Origin of the sequence: Hymenobacter busanensis (assembly GCF_008727865.1) — a bacterium.
Classification (GTDB): Bacteria; Bacteroidota; Bacteroidia; order Cytophagales; family Hymenobacteraceae; genus Solirubrum; species Solirubrum busanense.
This window is the reverse complement of sequence record NZ_VTWU01000003.1, coordinates 113,453-134,786: the sequence shown is the minus strand read 5'-3', so window position 1 is coordinate 134,786 and position 21,334 is coordinate 113,453. Positions and strand designations below refer to the sequence as shown.

Below are 21,334 nucleotides of genomic sequence, written 5' to 3'. Positions count from 1 at the left end.
AAGCCCGCCGAAGCGGGCTTTCTTAAGTCTGGTAAGGAGCGGCTACTTATGCAGCAGCTTCTACCGCTTCCGTAGCCGGAACAACCACTACGAACGAGCGGTCCATGCGGCCCTTGCGGAACTGCACCGTGCCGTCCACGAGGGCGAACAGGGTGTGGTCTTTGCCGATGCCGACGTTCTGGCCGGGGTGGTGCTTGGTGCCACGCTGACGCACGATGATGTTGCCGGAAATAACCGACTGACCACCGTAAATTTTCACGCCCAAGCGCTTGGAATGCGACTCGCGGCCGTTGTTGGAAGAGCCTACGCCTTTCTTGTGAGCCATTTTTTTAGGGAGCTGTTAGCTGTTAGCGGTTGGCTAGTAGCTAGGGTTCTGGAAAAAGCTCGGTACTGAAACAGCAGCCAACAGCCAATAGCCATCAGCCAATAGCTGTTTATTAGCCGATGCTGTTGATCATTACTTTGGTGTAGTCCTGGCGGTGCGTGTTGAGCTTCTTGTAGCCCTTACGACGCTTCTTCTTGAAGACAATCGTCTTGTCGCCACGTACGTGGGCCAGGATGGTGCCCGTTACTTTTACGCCTGCCAAAAACGGGGCGCCTACGTTCAGGCTGCCGTTGTTATCGGTCAGCAGTACATTGCCCAACTCTACTGAGTCGCCGACGTTGCCGGCCAGCTTGTGGGCGTACACAAATTTGTTGGCTTCGACTTTCGTCTGCTTGCCGGCTATGTCTACGATTGCGTACATCGGTTCTCCGCGGGGTTTCTGAAAATGGAAGGCAAAAGTACGCCTTCGTTTTTAAACTACCAAACCTAACGCGCTAATCGTCACACACTCGCCCCGAAAATGCCTCTTGGGCTTACAGGCAGGAACGCGCAACACGCATACACGCATAGCATTTTTGTGGACAACTTTCATTTTCCACACACGAAATGTGGACAACTTTGTCCCAAAATGGGCTTTTTAGCCGATGTATTGGCTTTTAATGGGAAAAAGGCCCGCCTGTGCTGCCCAGTGGCATAGCAAAAACATAACGCATAAAAAAGCCCCGAAGGGCGGGTTTCGTTCGGTGTGCCGGACTATCTTTGGTCTTCGGCCGGGCGCTTTTGTGGTGTTGGCCGGCCCAAACAATTGCTGCTGAACCGGGGTTGGCAGCCCAACCGTTGCCCGGCCCCGTACCGGATTTTCCTCTCGTTTCTTTCTTTCCGTTGCCCGCCTATGGAACCGCTTCTTGTAGAGAATCCCAACCGCTTCGTGCTGTTCCCCATCCAGAACAACGACGTGTGGCAGATGTACAAAAAGGCCGAAGCCTCGTTCTGGACGGCCGAGGAAATTGACCTCTCGCAGGACCAGAAAGACTGGGACTCGCTCAACGACAACGAGCGGCACTTCATCTCGCACGTGCTGGCTTTCTTCGCCGCCTCCGACGGCATCGTGAACGAGAACCTGGCGGTGAACTTCATGCAGGAAGTGCAGATGCCCGAGGCACGCTGCTTCTACGGTTTCCAGATCATGATGGAAAATATCCATTCGGAAACCTACTCGCTGCTGATCGACACCTACATCAAGAACCCGCAGGAGAAAGACCGTCTGTTCAACGCGCTGGAAACCGTGCCCTGCGTGAAGAAGAAAGGCGAGTGGGCCCTGAAGTGGATCAACTCCGAAAACTTCGCCGAGCGCATCATTGCCTTCGCAGCCGTGGAGGGCATTTTCTTCTCGGGCTCGTTCTGCTCCATCTTCTGGCTGAAGAAGCGCGGCCTGATGCCGGGCCTGACTTTCTCCAACGAGCTGATTTCGCGCGACGAGGGCCTGCACTGCGACTTCGCCTGCCTGCTCTACAGCTACCTGCAAAACAAGCTCTCGGAGGAGCGCGTGCACGAAATCATCCGCGACGCGGTACAGATCGAGCAGGAGTTTGTGACCGACGCGCTGCCGGTGAACCTGATTGGGATGAACGCCAAGGCCATGTCGCAGTACATCGAGTTTGTAGCCGACCGCCTGCTGGTGTCGCTCGGCTACCGCAAGATCTACAACGCCTCGAACCCCTTCGACTTCATGGAAATGATTTCGCTGCAGGGCAAGACCAACTTCTTCGAGAAGCGCGTGGCCGAGTACCAGAAAGCCGGCGTGATGAGCGAGCGGACCGAAAACGCCTTCTCGCTCGACGAGGATTTTTAACCGGCTTTGTTGCCGAGAAAGAAAAAGCCCGCGGCTCCGGCTGCGGGCTTTTTTGTGCCTGAGCGGTAAGCTCCCCTCCTTTTTGAAGGAGGGGACGCGGCAAGTTTACTTGCCGCTGGGGTGGTTCCGCCGTTGCTGACTTCCGCGCCGCTTGGCGCACCAGCACGATTCAGTAGCTTGGCCTCATGCCCAATACCTTCCGCCACAACCGCCAAGAAGTCAAGCCCAAGCGCCGCGAACTGCGGGAGAACCTTACGCCTGCCGAAGCTACTCTTTGGAAAGCTCTACAAGGCGGACAGCTAGACGGCCGAAAGTTCCGGCGGCAGCACAGTGTGGGACCGTACATTCTTGATTTCTACTGCCCGAGCGAACGGCTGGCCGTGGAATTGGATGGGCAGGGGCATTTTGATGTAGTGGGAGCCGCGCATGATACGGCGCGCACGGCCTACTTGGACAGTGTTGGTATTCGGGTTATTCGGTTTGAGAACAAGCTTGTGTTTGAGCAGATGGACTGGGTATTAGCAGCCATCACAGCGGCGTTTCGCGGGAACGAGGCATCCTGAATAACCTGACCCCGGTGTGAACAACGTCAGCAACGACGCAACCACCCCAGCCCCCGCTAAAGCGGTGGCGTCCCCTCCTTCAAAAAGGAGGGGAGCTTGGTCGTTCCAGCTTACCAAATCCGGCCGAAACGGCCAACCCAAAATGCGCGGCTCCTACGGGGCTATATAGCTACCCCGCCATTCGAAAAAAGCGGCTGAATTGCATTGCTTTAAGCATATGTGGAAAACTTCTAGACGGAAGGTTTGTCCCTCATTCCAGATAGAAATATCTTCCGCAATCAATGGACGCGCTGAGGCTATGTGCTAGCGTCTGGCTTACCCTTTTCGAAACGCTTGCCCGCCTCCTGCCGGAGCGGGTGTACCCATACTCTAACCACACCACAACACGCCCATGCTGGTAATTAAACGCGATGGTCGGCGCGAGTCCGTGAAATTCGACAAGGTCACGGCCCGCATCGAAAAGCTGTGCTACGGCCTGAATACGTTGTTCGTCTCGCCCATTGAGGTGGCCAAGAAGGTCATCGACGGCATCTACGACGGCGTGACGACCATTGAGCTGGACAACCTGGCGGCCGAAACCGCCGCCTCGCTCACCACCAAGCACCCGGACTACGCCATTCTGGCCGCCCGCATTGCGGTGAGCAACCTGCACAAGGTTACCTCCAAGTCGTTCAGCAGCACCATGAAGCGGCTCTACACCTACGAGGACCCCAAGACCGGCGAAAACGCCTCGCTGATTGCCCGCGACGTGTGGGAAATCGTGCACAAGCACGCCGCCCAGCTCGACTCGGCCATCATCTACGACCGCGACTACAACTACGACTACTTCGGCTTCAAGACCCTGGAGCGCTCCTACCTGCTGCGCCTCGACGGCAAGGTGGTGGAGCGGCCCCAGCACATGCTGATGCGCGTGGCCGTGGGCATTCACAAAGACGACATCGAGCAGGCCATTGAGACCTACAACCTGATGTCGGAGCGGTGGTTTACGCACGCTACGCCTACCCTCTTCAACGCCGGCACGCCCAAGCCACAGCTGAGCTCGTGCTTCCTACTGACGATGAAGGACGACAGCATCGAAGGCATCTACGACACGCTCAAGAACTGCGCGCTCATCTCGCAGTCGGCGGGCGGCATTGGGCTGGCTGTGCACAACGTGCGCGCCACCGGTAGCTACATCAAGGGCACCAACGGCACTTCCAACGGCCTCGTGCCCATGCTGAAGGTGTTCAACGACACGGCCCGCTACGTGGACCAGGGCGGCGGCAAGCGCAAGGGCGCCTTCGCCATCTACATCGAGCCTTGGCACGCCGATATTTTCGAGTGGCTGGAGCTGAAGAAAAACCACGGCAAGGAAGAGATGCGCGCCCGCGACCTGTTCTACGCCCTGTGGGTGAACGACCTGTTCATGAAGCGCGTGGAAGCCAACGGCGACTGGACGCTGATGTGCCCCAACGAATGCCCGGGCCTCGACGAGTGCTGGGGCGAGGAATTCGAGAAGCTCTACCAGAAGTACGAGCGCGAAGGCCGCGGCCGCAAAACCATCAAGGCGCAGGATTTGTGGTTTGCCATCCTGGAAAGCCAGACCGAGACGGGCACGCCCTACATGCTGTTCAAGGACGCGGCCAACCGCAAGTCCAACCAGCAGAACCTGGGTACCATCAAGTCGTCGAACCTCTGCACCGAAATCATTGAGTACACCGACGCCAACGAGGTAGCGGTGTGCAACCTGGCTTCCTTGGCCCTGCCGCGCTACATCCGCGAAGAGAACGGCCGCGTGTTCTTCGACCACCAGAAGCTGTACGAGGTGACGTACCACGCCACCAAGAACCTGAACAAGGTCATCGACATCAACTACTACCCCGTGGTGGAGGCCGAACGCTCGAACATGCGCCACCGCCCCATCGGGCTGGGCGTGCAGGGCTTGGCCGATACCTTCATTGCGCTGCGCATGCCCTTCGAGAGCGACGAGGCGGCGGGCTTGAACAAGGACATCTTCGAGACTATCTACTTCGCCGCCGTTACGGCCTCGAAGGATTTGGCCAAGAAGCACGGCCCGTACGAAACCTACGCCGGCTCGCCCATCAGCCAGGGCAAGTTCCAGTTCGATCTGTGGGGCGTAACGCCCTCGTCGGGCCGCTGGGACTGGGACGCCCTGCGCGCCGAGGTGATGGAGCACGGCGTGCGCAACTCGCTGCTGGTAGCGCCCATGCCCACGGCCAGCACCGCCCAGATTCTGGGCAACAACGAGTCGTTTGAGCCTTACACCTCCAACATTTACGTGCGCCGCGTGCTCTCGGGCGAGTTTATGGTGGTGAACAAGCACCTGCTGAAGGACCTGGTAAAGCTGGGCCTGTGGAACGAGCAGATGAAGAACGACATCATTGCCCAGAACGGCTCGGTGCAGAACATTCCGGCCATTCCCCAGCACATCAAGGACCTCTACAAGACCGTCTGGGAAATCTCGCAGCGCCGCATCATCGACATGTCGGCCGACCGGGGCGCCTACATCTGCCAGAGCCAGAGCCTGAACCTGCACGTGCTGAACGTGAATTTCGGCAAGCTCACCAGCATGCACTTCCACTCCTGGAAGAGCGGCCTGAAAACCGGCATGTACTACCTGCGCACCAAAGCCGCCGTCGACGCCATCAAGTTCACGGTGCAGAAGCAAGCCGCCGAGACGCTGGAGCCGCTCAACGTATCGGCCCAGAACGCCGCCGATATGGCCTGCTCGCTGGATAACCCGGACGCTTGCGAGGCTTGCGGCTCGTAAAAGAGCACTGGCAATAAACTGTAATGGAAAGGGCTGCTAAACAATAGCAGCCCTTTCCATTGCAGTTTATTGCCAGCCTAAATTGCACAAACCCCAAGAAATTATGTTATTTAAATAAAAAAATACAAACACAGGAATATGTTCTCCTTCCTTCAAAACTTACTCCCTCGGCTTCTGCAGTTTAGCCAGACACTTGACCAAATAGAGTTGTTTGTAGATAAACCATGGGCATTAATTGATGAAGACGGCCAGCAACAAACTTATATATTTAGACGAGGAGGCGAACTGCTTATGTCGCTTGATGGCCAAGTCCAAATTGGCAAATGGGATTATATTGCTCCAGCACAAAGCTTGTTGATTGATCGAGGGCTAGACAAGATATTACTTACCCATTTCTTTTTCACTGATGCTTTACTTGTTCTAGCGCGTGATGGAAAGCCAGAAAGCAAATTTGTATTGGCAAATCGGCAGCTTATGCCTGATTTAGATATTATCGGATATTTACGCACATTAGAAGTCAAAAAGAATATTATATCTAACAACCCAAAAAATTCAATATCAGCTCATCAAATAAAAAAGCTTTCAATGAATACGAATGAAGGAGTAAAACTTTTGTTTTATTCTCTGAGCAATATTCTAGCTATTGGAGATGCTTCATATATCGATGATTCGCCAACGCCAGACGGAAGATACGTGATTGAAGGAGGGGAATGGGGTATATATACCAATGGCGGTATAGTAAGCGAAATATTTTGGCCGAAGAATTACAAACTCAAGACGGGGGAAGATATTATAGTAGAGTGCAGAACTAGCAGAGATGAGCCAGACCTTGGATATAAAGTATTATCAGCCTCTGGCAGCGCACTTGCCGATGGCAAATACAATAGTTTTGGCATGGGGAAATTTCGGATTTTACACGAACGTATTGACGGTTTCCCACTTTTTTAAATTCAGTCCTTTAATAAGCACATGGATTTAGAGTCTTTATAGTCAAAAGCACCCCTATTTTCACTTTCCTGCTCCTAAGTAGCGCCAGTGCCTTCGGGCAGGCCAAGCAACCGATGACGAAGGCGCAGTAAGCCGCTTCTCCAAGTCACCCCAGCCACTGCAGCGGCAAGCGGCGCTGCGGCGCTCGGATATAGACTATCCAGACGGCCCTAATCGTTCTGGCGGGCAGGCACAGCCTCGCTGCATAACGAGCACGCGTTACAAACTTGCGCTAGTAGCCTGGATTGGGCCACATCTTCTCTCCCTACTTATGCTCCGTTTGTTCTCGTTAGCCGCCGTGCTACTGCTGGCTTTGTCCCAAACGCAAGGTCAGACGCGGAGCTATCCAGCAGATCCGGTGCCCAAACAGGGCTACATACCCGATGCAAGCACCGCCGTCAACGTTGCGGAAGCATTGTGGGTGTCCCTGTACGGCCCAAGCGTCTACCAGCGGAAGCCGTACCGGGTGGTTCTGCGCGATAGTTCGGTGTGGGTGGTGTATGGCACCGGCCCAGCGGGCGTCAAAGAAGAGGTGCCCACCATTGAAATCAACAAACAGGATGGCCGGATATTAAAAACCAGCGGGAAAACAGCCATGCAGGGATATGCGCGAAAGGACTCTCTGACGGTGCTGGTTCGCGTCGCCGGCCCCAAGCATGAGCGATACATCATCTACTACCGTGGCCGGAAGGTAATGACGACCCCAAGGGGTGCTCCGTTTCTTGGCTCGTTCAACATACCGATCAACAACCAGCAACCTAACGCAGAAGTAGACATTCTCCTATTCCGCAAGAACTGGTTGGGAATTAGAAGGTACATCACGCTTGGTATTCCTCTTCGGTTAGAATACCGCTACTTGATCTTAAACCGGAACCCAGCCTGCAAAAAACGATACGCATTCGATTATCACTATGACAATGAAGAGCCCGGCTTCTTTTACTAAACATTTCTTCTGTCCTCGCTGGCGTGTGGTCACCACTGTGTGGCTCGTGACTAGCCAGGGAGGCTGAGCTTCCCAGCCCAGTTCTCCAACACATCACAGCCGGCTTCTGCTACGCGCAAAAGCCGGCTGTGTGCTATAAACGGGGCAGCCCTTTAGTGCTTGCCGTGACCATGTCCCCGGCCGTGCCCATGCCCGCGGCCGGGCGCGTAGTACACCGGCTGGGCCGGCACCAGCACCACGGGGCGGGGCTGGTAGTAGTGGTGGCCGCAGCCATGCTTATGCTTGTGGTGGTGCTTGGCCGGGCGCGCTTCGTGCACCACAATCACGGCAGGCGGCGGCGCGGGCCGGCCGATGTTGATGGTAACCTGGGCGCGGGCCGGGGCGGCCGCGAAGGCCAGCGCCGAGGCGGCCAGCAGGGCAGTCAGGAGAAAAGTTGGACGCATACGGGGTGAAAATGAACGGTGGAGAGGCAAGCAATGCGTCCCCGGCACCGGACAAAGATTAAGCCAACCGCCCCGCCTCGCACCGCGCCAGTACCTGCCGGCAGGCCGGGTCTTTCACTGGTTTCCGCTGCCCTCCGGCGCGGAGTAGCCCGGAAATGATGGCGGGAAGGCAACTCCGGGCCGGAGTAGCTTGGAACCAATGGTTTCTGAGCTACTCCGGCCCGGAGGGCGGCGGAAACGATTGATTCTGCCCTACTCCGGTGCGGAGTAGCCCGGAAACCAGTGCGGGAAGGCTACTCCGCACCGGAGCGGCATAGAATCAGCTGATTCGGGGGCGGCGCAGGCGGAAATCGAGCCGTAAGATTCTATATTCCAGTACCAGTACAACTCAATCCTTTTACCCTATGTCAACCCCCATTACCCCCGCCGGCGCCCCGGCTCCTGCCCCCGCCAAAGCCGTGCGCCGCGCGGCCCAACTACCCGCCAAGGCCGTGCCGCTGGGCATGTTGGCAACCAACGTAGCCGGCAAGTGGCTGGCCTCGGCTCTGCCCGACCTGCTCTGGCTCAGCAAGGCCGACTTTGCCGCCCAGGCCGCCGATTTCGTGGCCCACTCCTCCCAGGCCGACGCCGCCGGCGACCAGCGTGCCCCGCAGGCCAAGCGCCTCAAGGCCCTCGACCAGTTGCTAGCGAAGGGGCTGCCCTTCGTGAAAGCCTACCTGGCCGAAGAGTTTGACGACGACGAAGCCTACTACGGCGAATTCGGCATCGGGAAAGAGGGCGGCAAATGGACGCTGCCCTCGGCCCGCCCCGAGCGGGTGAAAGCCTTGCAGAAGCTCCAGGACGCCCTCGTGAAGCACAAGTTCGACAAGAAGAAGTACGGCACCGCCTACTGGGCCCCGCTGGCCACCGAGTACCAGCAGCTGGTGAAAAAAAGCCTCGACACCAGCGGCGAGCGGAGCCAGAAAGTGGACGCCAAGGACCAGGGCGAGGCGCAGGTGCGCAAGGCCCTGCGGGCCATCATTCACCACGTGAAGGCCAACTTCCCCGATACCTGGGAGGCCGAGTTGCGCGGCATGGGCTTCCAGAAGGAGTCGTTTGGGGGGTAAGGCCCGGCCCTTGTATTTCCGGCCCTACCGGCCCGGTTGCAGCCCTGCAGCCGGGCCGTTTTTGTACGGCCGATTGCCATTTTTTGCAAGACCGATGATATTTTTGAATGATACTGGCTCCCAGCTAGCTGTGCCGAACCAGTACCTGTGTACCCCCACTACTGCTGTTCGCTATGCTGCACCGTTACCTATTGCGCCCGGTGGGCGTGTTTACCTGTTTGTTGTTGTCCTGGTCGGCGGCCCGCGCCCAAACGCCGGGCGCGGTGGGCATTGGCACCGCTACTCCCCATTCGTCGGCCGCGCTGGAGGTGCAGTCGGCCAGCAAGGGCCTGCTGCCCCCGCGGCTAGACGAGGCCGCCCGCAACCTGATAGCCAGCCCTGCGCCCGGTCTCACCATCTTCAACACCACCACCGGGGCGCTCAACGTGTGGAACGGCACGTTCTGGCAGGCGTATTTGGCCGAATCGGTGCCAGCCGGTAGCTACGCGCCCAACGCCTACGGCACCGCCGCCTTTGCCTACACCGGCGCGCCCCAAACCTATACCGTGCCCGCGGGCATCTCCCGGCTGCGCGTCGACCTGGCCGGCGCGGGCGGCAACAGCGGCTTTGGCACCACCATAACCGCTGGCAACGGCGGCCGGGTGCAGGCCCAGCTGCCGGTAACGCCCGGCGAAGTGCTGACGATTTATGTGGGGGGCAAAAACGGCTACAACGGCGGCGCCGGCGGTGGTGGCGGTGCCTCCGACATCCGCCGGGGCGGCACGGCCCTCACCAACCGGGTGTTGGTAGCGGGCGGCGGCGGGGGCGGCTCCGAGCTCAGCAACAACGGGGGCTGCGGCGGCGGGCTGACGGCCTGCGCCGGGGGCAACGGCAATGGCGCGAGTGGCGGTGGGGGTGGCACGCAAACCGGCCCGGGTGCCGGCGGTACCGGTACGTTTGCCGGGCCCGGTCAGCCGGGCGCCCTCGGTGCGGGTGGTGCGGGGGGCTCCGGTGCCGGGGGCGGCGGGGGCGGTTACTACGGCGGCGGGGGCGGCGGATCCGATTCCTTCATCGGCGGTGGCGGCGGCGGCGGCTCGTCGTTTGCGCTGGCCTCGGCCACTACCGAGGTGGTGCACACGCAGGGCACGCAAGTGGGCGACGGATACGTGCGCTTGAGCCCCGTGCTGCCCGCCCCGGTGCTCGACGGCAGCAACTTCGTGAACGTGCCCGGCGACAACCTGGGCAGCCACACCGCCACCCAAAACCTGGACCTGGGCACCTACAAGCTGGTGGGCAACGGCGGCACCCGCGGCCTGAGCATCGGCAACACCGGCGTGCTGACGATGGGCAACCGGTTGGATTTGTCGGCTTATAGCTTGGTGGGCAATGGCGGTACCACCGGCATCAGTATTTCCAGTACCGGCGCCGTTGCCACCGCCAACAAACTGGAGGTGGGCGGCAACCTCGACCTGAACGGCAACCAGCTGGTGGGCAACAACGGCAGCACCGGCCTGAGCATCGGCAGCGGCGGCCAGGTGCTGCTGGGCGCCGGCACGCCGGGCACCGCCTACCGCGCCACCGTGGCCCCTGCCGCCCCCACCGAAAACGGGCTGCAGGTGACGCTGAGCGGCAGCAGCACGGCGCAGTCGCTGAAGCTGGACCACAACGGCTCCAACCTGATTGTGCGCCCGGCCACGGCCGGCGGCACCTCGACGGTGGTGGAAAACACCGCCGCGGGCGGCAGCCTGCTGCTGAACCCCTCGGCCGGCAACGTGGGCATCGGCACTGCCACGGCCGGGGCCAAGCTGGAAGTAAACGGCTTCACCAAGCTGGGCGCCAACGCCCCGGCCCTCAAAACGCTGGCCCTCACCGGCACCCTCTTCAACGGGCAGGGCCAGACCTTCGTGGCCCACGGCCTCGACGAAAGCAAAATCGTGAGCGTCACGGCCATGGTCACCGTGGGGGCCGACTACATTCCGCCCGGTTTCACGCTCAACACCGGTGTGCTCTACGGCGTGTACATCAACAACGACAACGTGGTGCTGCAGACCGGCAACAGCGGCAACTCCAGCGGCGTGTTCAACAAGACCGCCCGCATTCTGATTATGTATCGGGAGTAGCCCGCGGCCGTCAGCCCTCGAAAAGCGCCTCTGCTCGTCGCAGGGGCGTTTTTTTGCGCTAATACCCTGAGGGCGTGGCCGGCTGGGCGCGTAGCCAGGCCAGGGCCTCGGCTTCGGTTTCGCTGGAGAAGTACGTGAGGGGTAGGTTTTGCACCTGGGTGGTAATGTAGGCCGTGGCCAGGCGCACCATCACGCTGGGCGACACCAGCACGGCCCCGTGGCGGTAGCCGCTCTCGCGCACGGCCGCCGGCAGCCAGTGGGTGGCTACCCAGTCTTGCTCGGCCGGCGAGAAGGGCTGCATGTGGCGCTGGTCGATGAAGATGCGGCTCCAGCCGCGCTGGCGCAGGGCCTGGGCCATGTGCGTGAACAGCGCCTGGGCCTCGCCCGGCCGCCGGTAGCCGGGGCTCCACACGGCGCGCAGGAAGCCGTCGGGGTCTTCGGTGAGCCGGCCCGCGGCGTTTTCAAAGTAGATACGGGTAGCAGATGCAAGCATGGGCAGCGGAAAGCGGCATAGTAACCCCGCCGCGGGCAAAGGGTTTTTACCTGCTGTTGCGTGCCTGGCAACGCACCGGCAAGTTTGCAGCGGTTGAGTAGCTTTTCGCTTTGCAACAACCCGCCGCGGCGGCGGTTACCAAGCATCTCCTGCCGCTTACTACCGCCCCCGTCCCCGTATGTCAGAACCCATCCTGCAGCTCGTGCACCAGGCCCACGCCCTTACAGAAACCGCCGCCGCCAGCGCCACCGACGCGCTGGAGCGCAAAAAGCTTATCCTGGCCGACCTCTCGCTGCACCTGGTGCAGGCCGCCCTGCAGCACCCGCGCCCCGAGCCGGCCGCGCTGCGCCGCTACCTCTTTTCCATCCTCACCGTAGCCGACGGCTTTGTGGACGAGTTGGACCTGAAAAGCATGGCCGAAACCCTGCTGCCCCCGCCCGCCGCCCCGGCCACCCCGGCCGAATAGCGGTCCGGCGCGTAGCCAAACCCCAACGCCGGGCGTACAAGGAAAGCCGCTCGTTGATGTTTGATGCCTTACGCGCCGTCTTATGTACCGCTTCCTGCTTCTCGCTTTTGGGTTCCTGCTGGTCACCTTCGGGAGTCGGCCGCTGTTGGCGGCCCCGGCCGCTGAGCTGCCGCCGCGCCCCACCCCGTTTACGTTCGTAACCGACCAGGCCCAGCTGCTGCGGCCCGCCGACGCCCAAACGCTGGAGCGCGGCCTGCGCCGCTACGCCGACAACACCGGCACCCAAGTGGTCGTCGTGACCGTGCCCACCCTCGGCGGCCGGCCCGTGGCCGAGTACGCCCGGGAATTGGGCGAAGCCTGGGGCGTGGGCCAGCGCGACAAAAACAACGGCGTGGTGGTATTGCTGGCCGGGCAGGAGCGTCAGGTTAGTATTCAGGCCGGCAGCGGCCTGCGCCAACAGATTACGCCCGAGCTGACGGCGCGCGTCATCGGCCAGCAAATGACGCCCAGCTTCAAGCAGGGCAACTACTTCGCCGGTTTGCGGGCCGGGCTCAATACGCTGATGCTGGCCGCCAACCCCGCTTCGGCCCCGCGCGGCACCGCGCCCGGCGCGGCCGAAACACCTGCCACTCCCGAAGGCAGCGGTAGCGGTTTGGCGGCCGAGTCGCCAGCCGCCGAGCTGCCCGATGCGCCCGCGGCCGCGCCGGAAGAAGCGCCGTTTTCGCCGTCGGTGCAGCCCGAGCCCACTGGGCCGGGTCTTGGGTTTAGCCTCGGCGCTATGGCGCTGGGCGCACTGGTACTCGGGGGCGGGGTATGGCTACTGCTGCGCTTGTTCCGGCGACGCACGGCGGCCCCCAGCACCGCACACGATTTTCTGCCTACTCAACCTACCGGCCCGGCTGGTGGCTACGGTCCGGCAGGCGGTTACCGCCGCGGGCCGGCCACCCAACCCGCACCCGACTTCTACCCCAACCGCGCCGGTGGCGGCATTGGCGGCGGGGGCAGCGGCTTGGGCGGGGCGCTGCTGACGGGTGCGGCCGCCGCGGCCGGTGCCTACATCGGCAACCGCATGGCCTCGGGCCACGACTCCGGCCACGCCGACAACTACAACGACGCGCACACGACTCCGCCGCTGCCCACGGAGCCTCCCGGTGCGGCCGCCGCTGCGGGCGGCTTCCCAATTCTGAACAACCCCGACGGCGGCAACGACTACGCCTCCGATGCCAACGCCCCCGACTACTTCTCCGACGAAGCCGTGCCGGGAGATTCGCCCGATTACTTTTCCTCGGATGACAACGCCTCGTCCTACGACGATTCTTCGTCCGACAACACTGGCGGAGGCGGCTTCGATGACGACAGCAGCAACAGCGGCTCGTGGTAGCAGCCTGCGGAAAACGACGAACGATACCACCGGTGCCGGATAGACTCTATCCGGCATTTTTTTTTGCGCTGACCCCGTTCCGCCATGTGCGTTTCCAGGCTGTGAAGGCCTATGTAGTTTGCACACTGCCGCAGCTGTAGCAGCACCCTTATAATCATGAAATTATATATAGAAGTCTGGGCAACCGTTGGGGCCAAATACGCGCCTATGTCATACACACGCGTACCTGCCCCGCCCTTGGGCTGGCAGTCTTTTCCAACCCCAACCCGCTTACCCTACCACGCTATGAAAACGCATTTGCTTCCCGTTTCCCGCCTCTTCCTTCTGGCTGCCTGCGCCGGCCTGGGATTCACCTCGTCGGCGCAGGCCCAATCATCAGGCGTGCCCCAGCCGGTGTCGGTGCAACAAGTTGCCGACTTCACCTACGTTGTGCGGGCCAGCAACCCCCACCTCGAGCGTAGCGAAATGAAGCTGGTGCGCCTGAGCGACAACAAAGTGCTGTACCGCGACGTCAACTTCAAGCCGTCTTCGGGGCGGAAGCTCAACGTGAAAGAGCTCAACGACGGTCAGTACGCCTTTGTCGTGCGCGTGGGCAAAGACATTCACCGCTACACCCTCGACATTCACACCACGGTGCAGCGCTCTACCCGCCTGGGCTCGGTGTCGATGACAGCAATGGCGGCCAACCAATAGGTTACTGGCTGCGGCCACACAATTCAACCCGCCAAGTAGCGCCACGGCCCAAGGTCGTGGCGCTTTTGCGTAAGCAGGAAGCCTGTTTCCGGCGTTGCCTCTCGACAGGCTCAATCATGCCATTTATAAAATAAAATATTTAAACTATAACAATAACTATATATTCGATCATCTTCTCACCTTTTCGGTTTTTGCTATGCGCTTCTCTACTGTTCGTACCCTCTGTTTTCTGATTGCATTGATTGCCCTTGCAAGCGGCACCGTATCGGCCCAAACGCCACCCGCCTGGTCTTTTGCCCGCCAAGCCGGAGGCGCAGGTGCCGACAACGGAACAGGAATAAGCGTAGACACAGCCCGCAACGTTATTACGTCAGGGACTTTTACCGGGTCGGCGAGCTTTGGCTCGGTGAGTTTATCGGCTCCCGGCGGTGCCACGGCCACCAGCGTATTCGTGGCCAAATACAACCCGCAAGGGAACGTAACGTGGGCAGTGCAGGGCACCGGTGCTGGCTACAAGGCCACCGTAGGTGTGGCTACTGACCCAGACCGCAACATTTATCTGGCGGGCAACTTCAACCAAACCATAACCTTTGGCGGAATCAGCATCACTGCTCCAGCAAGTGCTCTTCATACGTTTTTGGTTAAGCTCAACGAGCAAGGCGTGGTGCAATGGGTGCGCCAAGTAGCGTCCAACGCCAACGCTGTAGCAGTAAGTACTGCCGGCGACGTTTGCATCATGGGCGACTTCCAAAGCTCCCTCACCATCGGCGCCACGACCCTAACCAGCCGCGGCGCTGCCGATATGTTTCTGGCGCGATACGATACACAAGGCAACGTCAGGTGGGCAGTATCCGGTGGCAGCACCGACATGGAATACAATCAAGGCGTAGCACTTGATGCCCAGGGCAACGTGTACGTCACAGGCGAGTACACGGCTGCTCCTACTTTTGGCACACTCACGCTCACTATGCAAGGCGCTTCCGATGCCTACGCGGTGAAGTACAACCCGCTGGGCGTGCCGCAATGGGCGCAGCGCCTCGGCGGCAGCGGCGAAGAAACGGGGCTGGATCTTTACATTGATGCTACGAGCAACGTCTACGTGTCAGGTATTTTCAGCGGGGGCTTTGCCTTTGCCAGCAACACCTACACCAGCCAAAACAACAGCTACGATGTATTTGTAGCCAAACTAGGCCCCACCGGCACCCCGCTGTGGGCCCAAGCCGCCGGTGGAGCCGCCACCGATTATGCCTGGGAGCTTGCCGGCCTCGGTTCCAATATCTACGTGGTTAACATGGTTTCTGGCAACGCAACCTTCGGCACCACTACCCTCACCGGCCGGGGGGGCACCGATGTGTACGTGAGCAAGTACAGCAGCACCGGGGCCCTGCAATGGGTAGCCCAGGCCGGGGGCAACGGTGCCGATCAGGGCCGCAGCATCTCGCTCGATGCCGCTGGCAACGTGTACGTGACCGGCACCTTCAGCGGCACCGCTGCTTTCGGCGGGACTTCGCTTCCCAGTGCGGGCGGGACCGATGCATACGTGGCCAAGCTGCTGAGTAGCGTAACTGCCACCCGCCCAGCGCAGGCACTGCCCGCCGGCAGCCTCAGCGTTTTCCCCAACCCAGCTCACCAGCAAATTACTCTGCGCTTTGAAGCCGGGCTTCCGGCCGGTCAGGTGACGCTGGTTAATACGCTGGGGCAACAGCTTGGCGCCTGGCCGTATAGCGGTGCTCAGCGCGACATGCCCTTGCCTGTGGGGGCATTGGCCGCAGGTCTTTACCAAGTGCACTACACAGCCACCACCGGACAGCACTCCACCACCACGCTGCAAGTAGAGTAGTCTCAACCATCGACGTGGCGGTGCCACTTCCAAAGCCCGGCCCGACTGCACTGCTGCAGTCGGGCCGTTTTGTTGGGTGGGCTGCCGGAGCTACCCGGACGAGTTTAGGAAGAGCCAGGCCAATACGTAGCCCCGGCCCACATGAAGAGTCAATACGCGGCGGCCAAACGGGCGGCAACTGTTGTTGAACAGTGCCCACCTGCACACATATTGATGTACCCTGCGGCATCCCAGCAAAACGGCATGCCAGGCTTCCGACTACTGCAAAATCGTCTCATTGGCTTCCCTGAAAGGGTATCTGCCGGCTTCTCGGCTGCACGGCCGGCTCTGCAGTCAATCAGGCGCTTACATCATCATGTGACAAGGAATACGCAGCCAGCGCGCCAACTTTACGCTCAGTTAGGCGACAACGTTTCCTGCCCGGCAGGCCGCTTGCCTCCAACTTCACCCTTCACACCCTACCGCTATGAAAACGCTTTTGCAAACCGCCGCCGCTCTCCTGTTTGTAGCCGGCTCCAGCCTGGGCCTAACCTCGGCAGCCCAGGCCGAAACCCCATCCGCCCAGCGCGTCTACGTCGACCAAGTAGGCGACCGTGTGTACACGGTGCGCGTGAGCAACCCCACGTTGCAACGAGGCCGAGTACAGCTCGTTCGCCTGAGCGACAATAAGCTGCTGTACCAAGGTATCAGCTCCCGTCCTTCGTTTGGCCGCAAGCTCAACGTGCAGGAGCTGCCCGATGGTCAATACGCCTTCGTGGTGAAGCTGGGTGCCGAGACGCACCGCATCGATTTGAACCTGCAGACGGCCTCTACCGAGCGGGTAGCAGAACTGCACCCCGTTACGGCCTCGCGCTAGCCCGCATTCCCTCTGCTTTTGCGGCACGCCTGAAAACGGTGCCCGGTTCCGGCAGCAGTCGTTGTGAACACAACGACTGCTGCCGGAACCGGGCACCGTTTCTTTTTCCGGGTGTTGAGTTGCGCGCCAAAGTCAACAATATCTCAATCCACAGGAAGCACGTTCATTAACTTCTTTTCGTGCAAAAACACCTGTTTTAGGTATTCCGTCGAAATTTAGGTAACCATTCTTTGCGAATCCTACATTGTTACGGGGCCGAAGTTTGTTACGCAAGCATAACAACCGCTTTTTGAGTTGAAAAAAGCACTATTTTGGCCACCGTTTACCTACACACCTACCGCGCCTCTACTTGCCCACGGAGCTTTGTCTCTTTCAATTGAAAACACTTCTTTCTCCCAACCATTTCTTTTTATATGAAAAAAGTACTACTTACCTGGTTGCTGTGTGTGAGCTTCCTCGCCGGTTTTGGCCAAGTGCAGCCCATCACGGTAGCGCAAGACGGCAGCGGCACCTACCGCACCGTGCAAGCCGCGCTCAACGCAGTGCCGTTTAACAACACCACGCCCATTACCATTTTCATCAAGAAGGGCACCTACAAGGAAAAGCTCAATCTGGCCAAGAAGCAGAATTTCGTGAAGCTGGTGGGCGAAGACCTGGAAAACACCGTGCTCGTGTACGACGACTACAACGGCCGCGTGACGGCCGACGGTACCGAGCCCCTTGGCACTTCCGAAGCCTCCTCGTTTCGCGTGTTCGGCAACAACTTCTCGGCCGAGAATATCACGTTCCAAAACTCTGCCGGGCTAGCGGGCCAGGCCCCGGCCATGTGGGTATACGGCGACAAAGCCCAGTTTCGGCGCTGCCGCTTCCTGGGCTTCCGCGATACGCTGTACCCCTACGGGTACGGCAGCCGGCAATACTACAAAGACTGCTACATCGAAGGCACTACCGATTTCATCCTGGGCTCGGCCACCGCGTGGTTTGAAGACTGCACGCTGTACTGCAAGCCCAAAGGCACCTGCATGCTCGCGCCTTCTACCCCCGACACGGTGAGCTACGGATTTGTGTTTCAGCGCTGCAAAATAGTGGGCGACGCCCCGCAGGAGTCGTATTTTCTGGCCCGCCCCTGGAAACCCTTTGCCAAAACCGTGTTTCTCAACTGCGAAATGAGCAACGTCATCAAGCCCAAAGGCTGGGACCATTGGGGCAAGGAAGACAACAAGCAGGACGCGTTTTTTGCCGAGTTCAAAACCAAAGGCGATGGTGCGGCCCCGAAGAAGCGTGCCCTCTGGTCGAAGCAGCTCAATGCCAAGCAAGCCGCGCTGTACACACCCGCCGCTGCGTTTCGCGGCTGGGACCCCACGCAGGTGATTGAGTAACTCCTGCGGGTTCTCTGAATAAGTACGTTGAGCCGGGTGCAAATCCGGCTTGGCCGCTACAAAGCAACTGGCCGCCCGCACCCTCAGAGGATGCGGGCGGCCAGTTGCTTTGTAGCGGCCGGTGAACAAAGCCCGCAGGCTTATTTCACCACGCCATTCCGTACCGGCTCGTCGATGGTAACGGTACCGCGGCGGCGCGGCGCGGCTTTGGTTTTAACTTTGGTCTTGGTGGTTTTCTTGGCTCCGAGGCGACGGAGCACGTTCCGGCGATAAGCGCGGCGGCTGTTGCCGCGGTAGCGCTTGTAGCGGGGGCGCGGAATGCTGGTCGCCTCGTCGGGGGCGGCGGCAACAGCTTCCGTGGTGGCCATAGCAGCGTCGGCTGGTGCTTCGGCCAGGGCCAAAGCAGGTTCTGCCAGTACCAGCAAGGCACCTAGCAGCAGGAGAAGGAGTCTGGGCATACGCGGAAGCAAAAGATGAAAATGGACAAAAAAAGCGCCGCTGACAGCGCGGGCACCAAGGCCGTTAAGGCTCTATACGACATTGGTGCCAAGGCAGATGGAACCGACCGCACCGCAAAATCCAGGCCGGGTGTTTACTGCTGGCCTTCCATGGTTTCGAACGGGGTGGCCACCTCCACGTTGGGCGTTCTGGGGAAAGCCAGAAAATGAGTAACGCGCGGCGGTTCCGAATTCGTATGAAACTGCCGCACCTGGGCTTCCACGGCTTGGTCTTCGCGCGTGAAGCGGTGGTGCTGACGCTGATGTTCGCCCCAGGTGGCCACGTAGAAAAACTCGGTAATCTGTTCGGGCCGGGCCACATCGGTAAACACGCCGGCCCGCAGGGCACCGTCGCGCAGGCGCAGGCGGGTAAGGCGCTCCACCGCCTGCCGAAACGCGGGCTGGTCGGCAGCGGGCACCTGGTACTCAATCATCACCACCACCGGGCCGTCGTCGGGGTCGATAGCCTCGCCTTCCACGGCCGGATCGGGCCAGTTTTCGGCGGGCGTGAGGTCGAGGCCTTCGGGCTGGCGCATAGGAAAAGGCAGAGCCAGCGTCATGCTCAGGAGCATCCAGCCGGCGGCGCCCAGCAGCGCCGTTTGCAGGCTCACGCGGTCGGCCAGCTCGCCCCACACAATACTGCCTACCGACAGCCCGGCCTGAAATACCAGCATGTACATGCTCACCACCCGGGCCTGCACCCACTTGGGCACGTGCAATTGTACGGTGGTGCTGAAGCTCGTCATGACCATGAGCCAGGCAATGCCCGAGAGGAACATAACCGGAAACAAGCCATACTCCGAGGGCACCAGCGCCAGGGCCACATTGGTACCCACAAACACCAGCGTGCCCAGCAGCACGCGCTGGTTGAAGTTGAGCCGGTGCCCGGCGCGGCCCATCAGCAGGGCGCCCGTAATGGCGCCCGCCCCCAGCCACGACAGCAGCACGCCGTAGGAACCCGAGCTGAGGTGCAGCCGCCGGGCCGTGACCACCGACAACAGCGCCCACATGGCGCTGGCGCCAAACGAAAACCCAAACGTGCGCACCAGCACCGCGTAGATGGCCGGCGAGTACTGCACGTACCGCATGCCCGCCCGCAGTGCGCCGATGAAGTTTTCGGCAGGTCCGCTACTGATTTCGGCGGGGCGCCGCCAGCGGTATACCACCAGCCAAGTGGCCACAAACGAAATGCCGTTCAGCAGAAACACCCAGCCGGGCGAGTAGTAGGCAATGATAACGCCGCCGATGGCCGGCCCCATGGCCCGCGCAATGTTGTTGCTTACGCCGTTGAGGGTAATGGCAAACGGCAGCACCGGCCGCGGCACCAGCTCCGTCGTCACGGTTTGCCAGATGGGCGCGTTCAGGGCGGCCCCAATGCCCAGCAGAAACGTGAAGGCCAGCACGCCCAGGGCCGATATTTCGCCCAGGAGCGTGAGGGCGCCCAACCCGAACGCCACCACGCCCATGAACCCTTGCGTGACGAGCAGCAGCTTGCGCCGGTCGACCAAGTCGCCGATGGCGCCGGCGGGCATGCTCAGCAGAAACGAAGGGAGGCTGGTGGCCGTCTGCATCAGGGCCACCAGCAGGGCCGAGGTAGTGAGCGTGGTGACCAGCCACACCCCGGCCACGTTCTGCATCCAAGTTCCGATGTTGGATACCACCGAGGCAATCCAGATGGCCCGGAACACGGCGTAGGTGAAGGGCGTGGCCAGGGTGGCTTGGGGTTGCGGTGCGCTGGCAGCAGGCGAAGTGGACATAGAGACAAGCCAAACCCACCCGGCAATGGGTGTCGGGCAGCTAAGCTGCGTACGGCAAAGCCCGGAAAGCGGGTTGCCCGTTTGCTCGGCTGCGCCCGGCTGATGCTTGTCAGCAGAAGCAGCCTTTCAGCGCCTAAAGACTTGCACTTAAGCGAAGCAATTATCGGTGGCATTTCATCGGGCAGTGCCAAGGTGTATTGTCACAGAGCGGTTAGTATACTCCCATTCATAGTGAATCAAAAACCTTTTATTCCAAGCTATTGCCTAGCGCAATCAATCAATAGCGCTATTTCATACACCAAATATGCTAGTCACGCTTGGTACTTATGCTTCCTGGTTGGCTTGTTGATAATGGTGCAGATTTGGGGGTAGTATTCCGCCCTCTACCCTCTCAGCCCATGAGTACCTTGTTAACTATGGCTCGTTCGTCCTCGATCAACAAAGAGCAGGTAGCTGAAGACTTCCGCGCGGCCATGGAAGGAGTGCTGGAGCCCGAGGACCTCAATGCGGCCGTGCACACCATTCTGACGACCACCAAGCACTATCCGGCCAAAGGCAACGTGGTGAGCCTGGCCTTCTACATGCAGTTTCAAGTGTACATCGACGGGGGCAAGACCTTCAACGGCAAAGGCGGTGCGCTGTCGTCGCCAGGCGCCGGGGCCCTGTACGGGGCCGTGTACACCTCCGATTTGGACCGGCTCTACCGCGACACCACGAGTATCCAGTTCAACGTAGCGGAAGAGTACACCAACATCAATTTCTTCGACCGTTTCAGCAACCTGCTCGGCAGCTTCCACTCCGGTAGTGTGTCCACCGTCAACGGCATTGGCGGCGGCACCGGCAGCTGGCAGTAAATTCCTAGTCCTTCGCCCTTCTTCTCCCCC

Annotated in this window: 20 protein-coding genes; 14 read left to right on the top strand and 6 right to left on the bottom strand. The window is 60.3% G+C overall.

Going from position 1 to position 21,334, the window contains the following annotated elements:
- Window positions 1-46: 46 nt before the first annotated feature.
- Together rpmA and rplU are read right to left on the bottom strand one after the other, a co-directional pair.
- Window positions 47-325, bottom strand: coding sequence for a 50S ribosomal protein L27 (gene rpmA, locus F0P96_RS08515; RefSeq protein WP_151078440.1), 279 nt, complete (start codon window positions 323-325; stop codon window positions 47-49).
- Between the two features lie 112 nt (window positions 326-437).
- Entirely contained in the window at window positions 438-746 is a 309-nt protein-coding gene (gene rplU, locus F0P96_RS08510) for a 50S ribosomal protein L21 (RefSeq protein WP_151078439.1), read from the bottom strand.
- A 471-nt stretch (window positions 747-1,217) separates the two neighbouring features.
- Between rplU and F0P96_RS08505 the strand changes: the two genes are divergently transcribed.
- From F0P96_RS08505 to F0P96_RS08485, 5 genes are all read left to right on the top strand, one after another.
- Window positions 1,218-2,177, top strand: a complete 960-nt coding sequence (locus tag F0P96_RS08505) for a ribonucleoside-diphosphate reductase small subunit (RefSeq protein ID WP_151078438.1) — start codon at window positions 1,218-1,220, stop codon at window positions 2,175-2,177.
- 185 nt (window positions 2,178-2,362) lie between these two features.
- Window positions 2,363-2,740: an endonuclease domain-containing protein gene (locus tag F0P96_RS08500; RefSeq protein ID WP_151078437.1), complete on the top strand. Its 378-nt coding sequence runs from the start codon at window positions 2,363-2,365 to the stop codon at window positions 2,738-2,740.
- Window positions 2,741-3,131: 391 nt separating this feature from the next.
- Entirely contained in the window at window positions 3,132-5,510 is a 2,379-nt protein-coding gene (locus F0P96_RS08495; RefSeq protein WP_151078436.1) for a ribonucleoside-diphosphate reductase subunit alpha, read from the top strand.
- A 138-nt stretch (window positions 5,511-5,648) separates the two neighbouring features.
- Window positions 5,649-6,458, top strand: a complete 810-nt coding sequence (locus F0P96_RS08490) for a hypothetical protein (RefSeq protein WP_151078435.1) — start codon at window positions 5,649-5,651, stop codon at window positions 6,456-6,458.
- Between the two features lie 310 nt (window positions 6,459-6,768).
- Window positions 6,769-7,440 carry an NTF2 fold immunity protein gene (locus F0P96_RS08485; protein WP_151078434.1) on the top strand — a complete coding sequence of 224 codons (672 nt, stop codon included), beginning with the start codon at window positions 6,769-6,771 and terminating at the stop codon, window positions 7,438-7,440.
- A gap of 152 nt (window positions 7,441-7,592) precedes the next feature.
- Here the strand turns inward: F0P96_RS08485 and F0P96_RS08480 are convergent, their stop codons facing one another.
- Window positions 7,593-7,883: a hypothetical protein gene (locus F0P96_RS08480; RefSeq protein ID WP_151078433.1), complete on the bottom strand. Its 291-nt coding sequence runs from the start codon at window positions 7,881-7,883 to the stop codon at window positions 7,593-7,595.
- A gap of 404 nt (window positions 7,884-8,287) precedes the next feature.
- Here F0P96_RS08480 and F0P96_RS21275 point away from each other — a divergent pair, with 404 nt between their 5' ends.
- On the top strand, window positions 8,288-8,989 hold the full coding sequence (locus F0P96_RS21275; RefSeq protein WP_151078432.1) for a hypothetical protein: 702 nt from the start codon (window positions 8,288-8,290) through the stop codon (window positions 8,987-8,989).
- Between the two features lie 173 nt (window positions 8,990-9,162).
- Window positions 9,163-11,088 (top strand): glycine-rich protein, encoded by a 1,926-nt coding sequence (locus F0P96_RS08470; RefSeq protein WP_151078431.1) that lies wholly within the window; start codon window positions 9,163-9,165, stop codon window positions 11,086-11,088.
- Between the two features lie 58 nt (window positions 11,089-11,146).
- Here F0P96_RS08470 and F0P96_RS08465 read toward each other — a convergent pair whose 3' ends face one another.
- On the bottom strand, window positions 11,147-11,581 hold the full coding sequence (locus F0P96_RS08465) for a SpoIIAA family protein (RefSeq protein ID WP_151078430.1): 435 nt from the start codon (window positions 11,579-11,581) through the stop codon (window positions 11,147-11,149).
- A gap of 178 nt (window positions 11,582-11,759) precedes the next feature.
- Here F0P96_RS08465 and F0P96_RS08460 point away from each other — a divergent pair, with 178 nt between their 5' ends.
- The 6 genes from F0P96_RS08460 to F0P96_RS08435 all read left to right on the top strand — a co-directional run bounded on the left by F0P96_RS08460 (window position 11,760) and on the right by F0P96_RS08435 (window position 18,196).
- Window positions 11,760-12,047 (top strand): hypothetical protein, encoded by a 288-nt coding sequence (locus F0P96_RS08460; RefSeq protein ID WP_151078429.1) that lies wholly within the window; start codon window positions 11,760-11,762, stop codon window positions 12,045-12,047.
- Between the two features lie 82 nt (window positions 12,048-12,129).
- Window positions 12,130-13,428, top strand: a complete 1,299-nt coding sequence (locus tag F0P96_RS08455; RefSeq protein ID WP_151078428.1) for a TPM domain-containing protein — start codon at window positions 12,130-12,132, stop codon at window positions 13,426-13,428.
- A 285-nt stretch (window positions 13,429-13,713) separates the two neighbouring features.
- Entirely contained in the window at window positions 13,714-14,121 is a 408-nt protein-coding gene (locus F0P96_RS08450; protein ID WP_151078427.1) for a hypothetical protein, read from the top strand.
- Window positions 14,122-14,527: 406 nt separating this feature from the next.
- Complete coding sequence (locus F0P96_RS08445) at window positions 14,528-15,961, top strand: SBBP repeat-containing protein (protein ID WP_160620281.1); 1,434 nt, start codon at window positions 14,528-14,530, stop codon at window positions 15,959-15,961.
- Window positions 15,962-16,427: 466 nt separating this feature from the next.
- Entirely contained in the window at window positions 16,428-16,817 is a 390-nt protein-coding gene (locus F0P96_RS08440) for a hypothetical protein (RefSeq protein WP_151078425.1), read from the top strand.
- Window positions 16,818-17,230: 413 nt separating this feature from the next.
- Complete coding sequence (locus tag F0P96_RS08435; RefSeq protein ID WP_151078424.1) at window positions 17,231-18,196, top strand: pectinesterase family protein; 966 nt, start codon at window positions 17,231-17,233, stop codon at window positions 18,194-18,196.
- A 140-nt stretch (window positions 18,197-18,336) separates the two neighbouring features.
- Here the strand turns inward: F0P96_RS08435 and F0P96_RS08430 are convergent, their stop codons facing one another.
- Entirely contained in the window at window positions 18,337-18,654 is a 318-nt protein-coding gene (locus tag F0P96_RS08430; protein WP_151078423.1) for a hypothetical protein, read from the bottom strand.
- Window positions 18,655-18,788: 134 nt separating this feature from the next.
- Complete coding sequence (locus F0P96_RS08425) at window positions 18,789-20,450, bottom strand: MFS transporter (RefSeq protein WP_151078422.1); 1,662 nt, start codon at window positions 20,448-20,450, stop codon at window positions 18,789-18,791.
- 398 nt (window positions 20,451-20,848) lie between these two features.
- On the opposite strand from F0P96_RS08425, the gene F0P96_RS08420 reads away from it, so the two are divergent.
- Window positions 20,849-21,304 carry a VapA/VapB family virulence-associated protein gene (locus F0P96_RS08420; RefSeq protein WP_235917434.1) on the top strand — a complete coding sequence of 152 codons (456 nt, stop codon included), beginning with the start codon at window positions 20,849-20,851 and terminating at the stop codon, window positions 21,302-21,304.
- The last annotated feature ends 30 nt before the right edge of the window (window positions 21,305-21,334 follow it).

Bases quoted from the DNA above. Each gene is read 5' to 3' on its own strand.
- rpmA (WP_151078440.1), bottom strand. From the start codon at position 325: ATGGCTCACAAGAAAGGCGTAGGCTCTTCCAACAACGGCCGCGAGTCG.
- rplU (WP_151078439.1), bottom strand. From the start codon at position 746: ATGTACGCAATCGTAGACATAGCCGGCAAGCAGACGAAAGTCGAAGCC.
- F0P96_RS08505 (WP_151078438.1), top strand. From the start codon at position 1,218: ATGGAACCGCTTCTTGTAGAGAATCCCAACCGCTTCGTGCTGTTCCCC.
- F0P96_RS08500 (WP_151078437.1), top strand. From the start codon at position 2,363: ATGCCCAATACCTTCCGCCACAACCGCCAAGAAGTCAAGCCCAAGCGC.
- F0P96_RS08495 (WP_151078436.1), top strand. From the start codon at position 3,132: ATGCTGGTAATTAAACGCGATGGTCGGCGCGAGTCCGTGAAATTCGAC.
- F0P96_RS08490 (WP_151078435.1), top strand. From the start codon at position 5,649: ATGTTCTCCTTCCTTCAAAACTTACTCCCTCGGCTTCTGCAGTTTAGC.
- F0P96_RS08485 (WP_151078434.1), top strand. From the start codon at position 6,769: ATGCTCCGTTTGTTCTCGTTAGCCGCCGTGCTACTGCTGGCTTTGTCC.
- F0P96_RS08480 (WP_151078433.1), bottom strand. From the start codon at position 7,883: ATGCGTCCAACTTTTCTCCTGACTGCCCTGCTGGCCGCCTCGGCGCTG.
- F0P96_RS21275 (WP_151078432.1), top strand. From the start codon at position 8,288: ATGTCAACCCCCATTACCCCCGCCGGCGCCCCGGCTCCTGCCCCCGCC.
- F0P96_RS08470 (WP_151078431.1), top strand. From the start codon at position 9,163: ATGCTGCACCGTTACCTATTGCGCCCGGTGGGCGTGTTTACCTGTTTG.
- F0P96_RS08465 (WP_151078430.1), bottom strand. From the start codon at position 11,581: ATGCTTGCATCTGCTACCCGTATCTACTTTGAAAACGCCGCGGGCCGG.
- F0P96_RS08460 (WP_151078429.1), top strand. From the start codon at position 11,760: ATGTCAGAACCCATCCTGCAGCTCGTGCACCAGGCCCACGCCCTTACA.
- F0P96_RS08455 (WP_151078428.1), top strand. From the start codon at position 12,130: ATGTACCGCTTCCTGCTTCTCGCTTTTGGGTTCCTGCTGGTCACCTTC.
- F0P96_RS08450 (WP_151078427.1), top strand. From the start codon at position 13,714: ATGAAAACGCATTTGCTTCCCGTTTCCCGCCTCTTCCTTCTGGCTGCC.
- F0P96_RS08440 (WP_151078425.1), top strand. From the start codon at position 16,428: ATGAAAACGCTTTTGCAAACCGCCGCCGCTCTCCTGTTTGTAGCCGGC.
- F0P96_RS08435 (WP_151078424.1), top strand. From the start codon at position 17,231: ATGAAAAAAGTACTACTTACCTGGTTGCTGTGTGTGAGCTTCCTCGCC.
- F0P96_RS08430 (WP_151078423.1), bottom strand. From the start codon at position 18,654: ATGCCCAGACTCCTTCTCCTGCTGCTAGGTGCCTTGCTGGTACTGGCA.
- F0P96_RS08425 (WP_151078422.1), bottom strand. From the start codon at position 20,450: ATGTCCACTTCGCCTGCTGCCAGCGCACCGCAACCCCAAGCCACCCTG.
- F0P96_RS08420 (WP_235917434.1), top strand. From the start codon at position 20,849: ATGAGTACCTTGTTAACTATGGCTCGTTCGTCCTCGATCAACAAAGAG.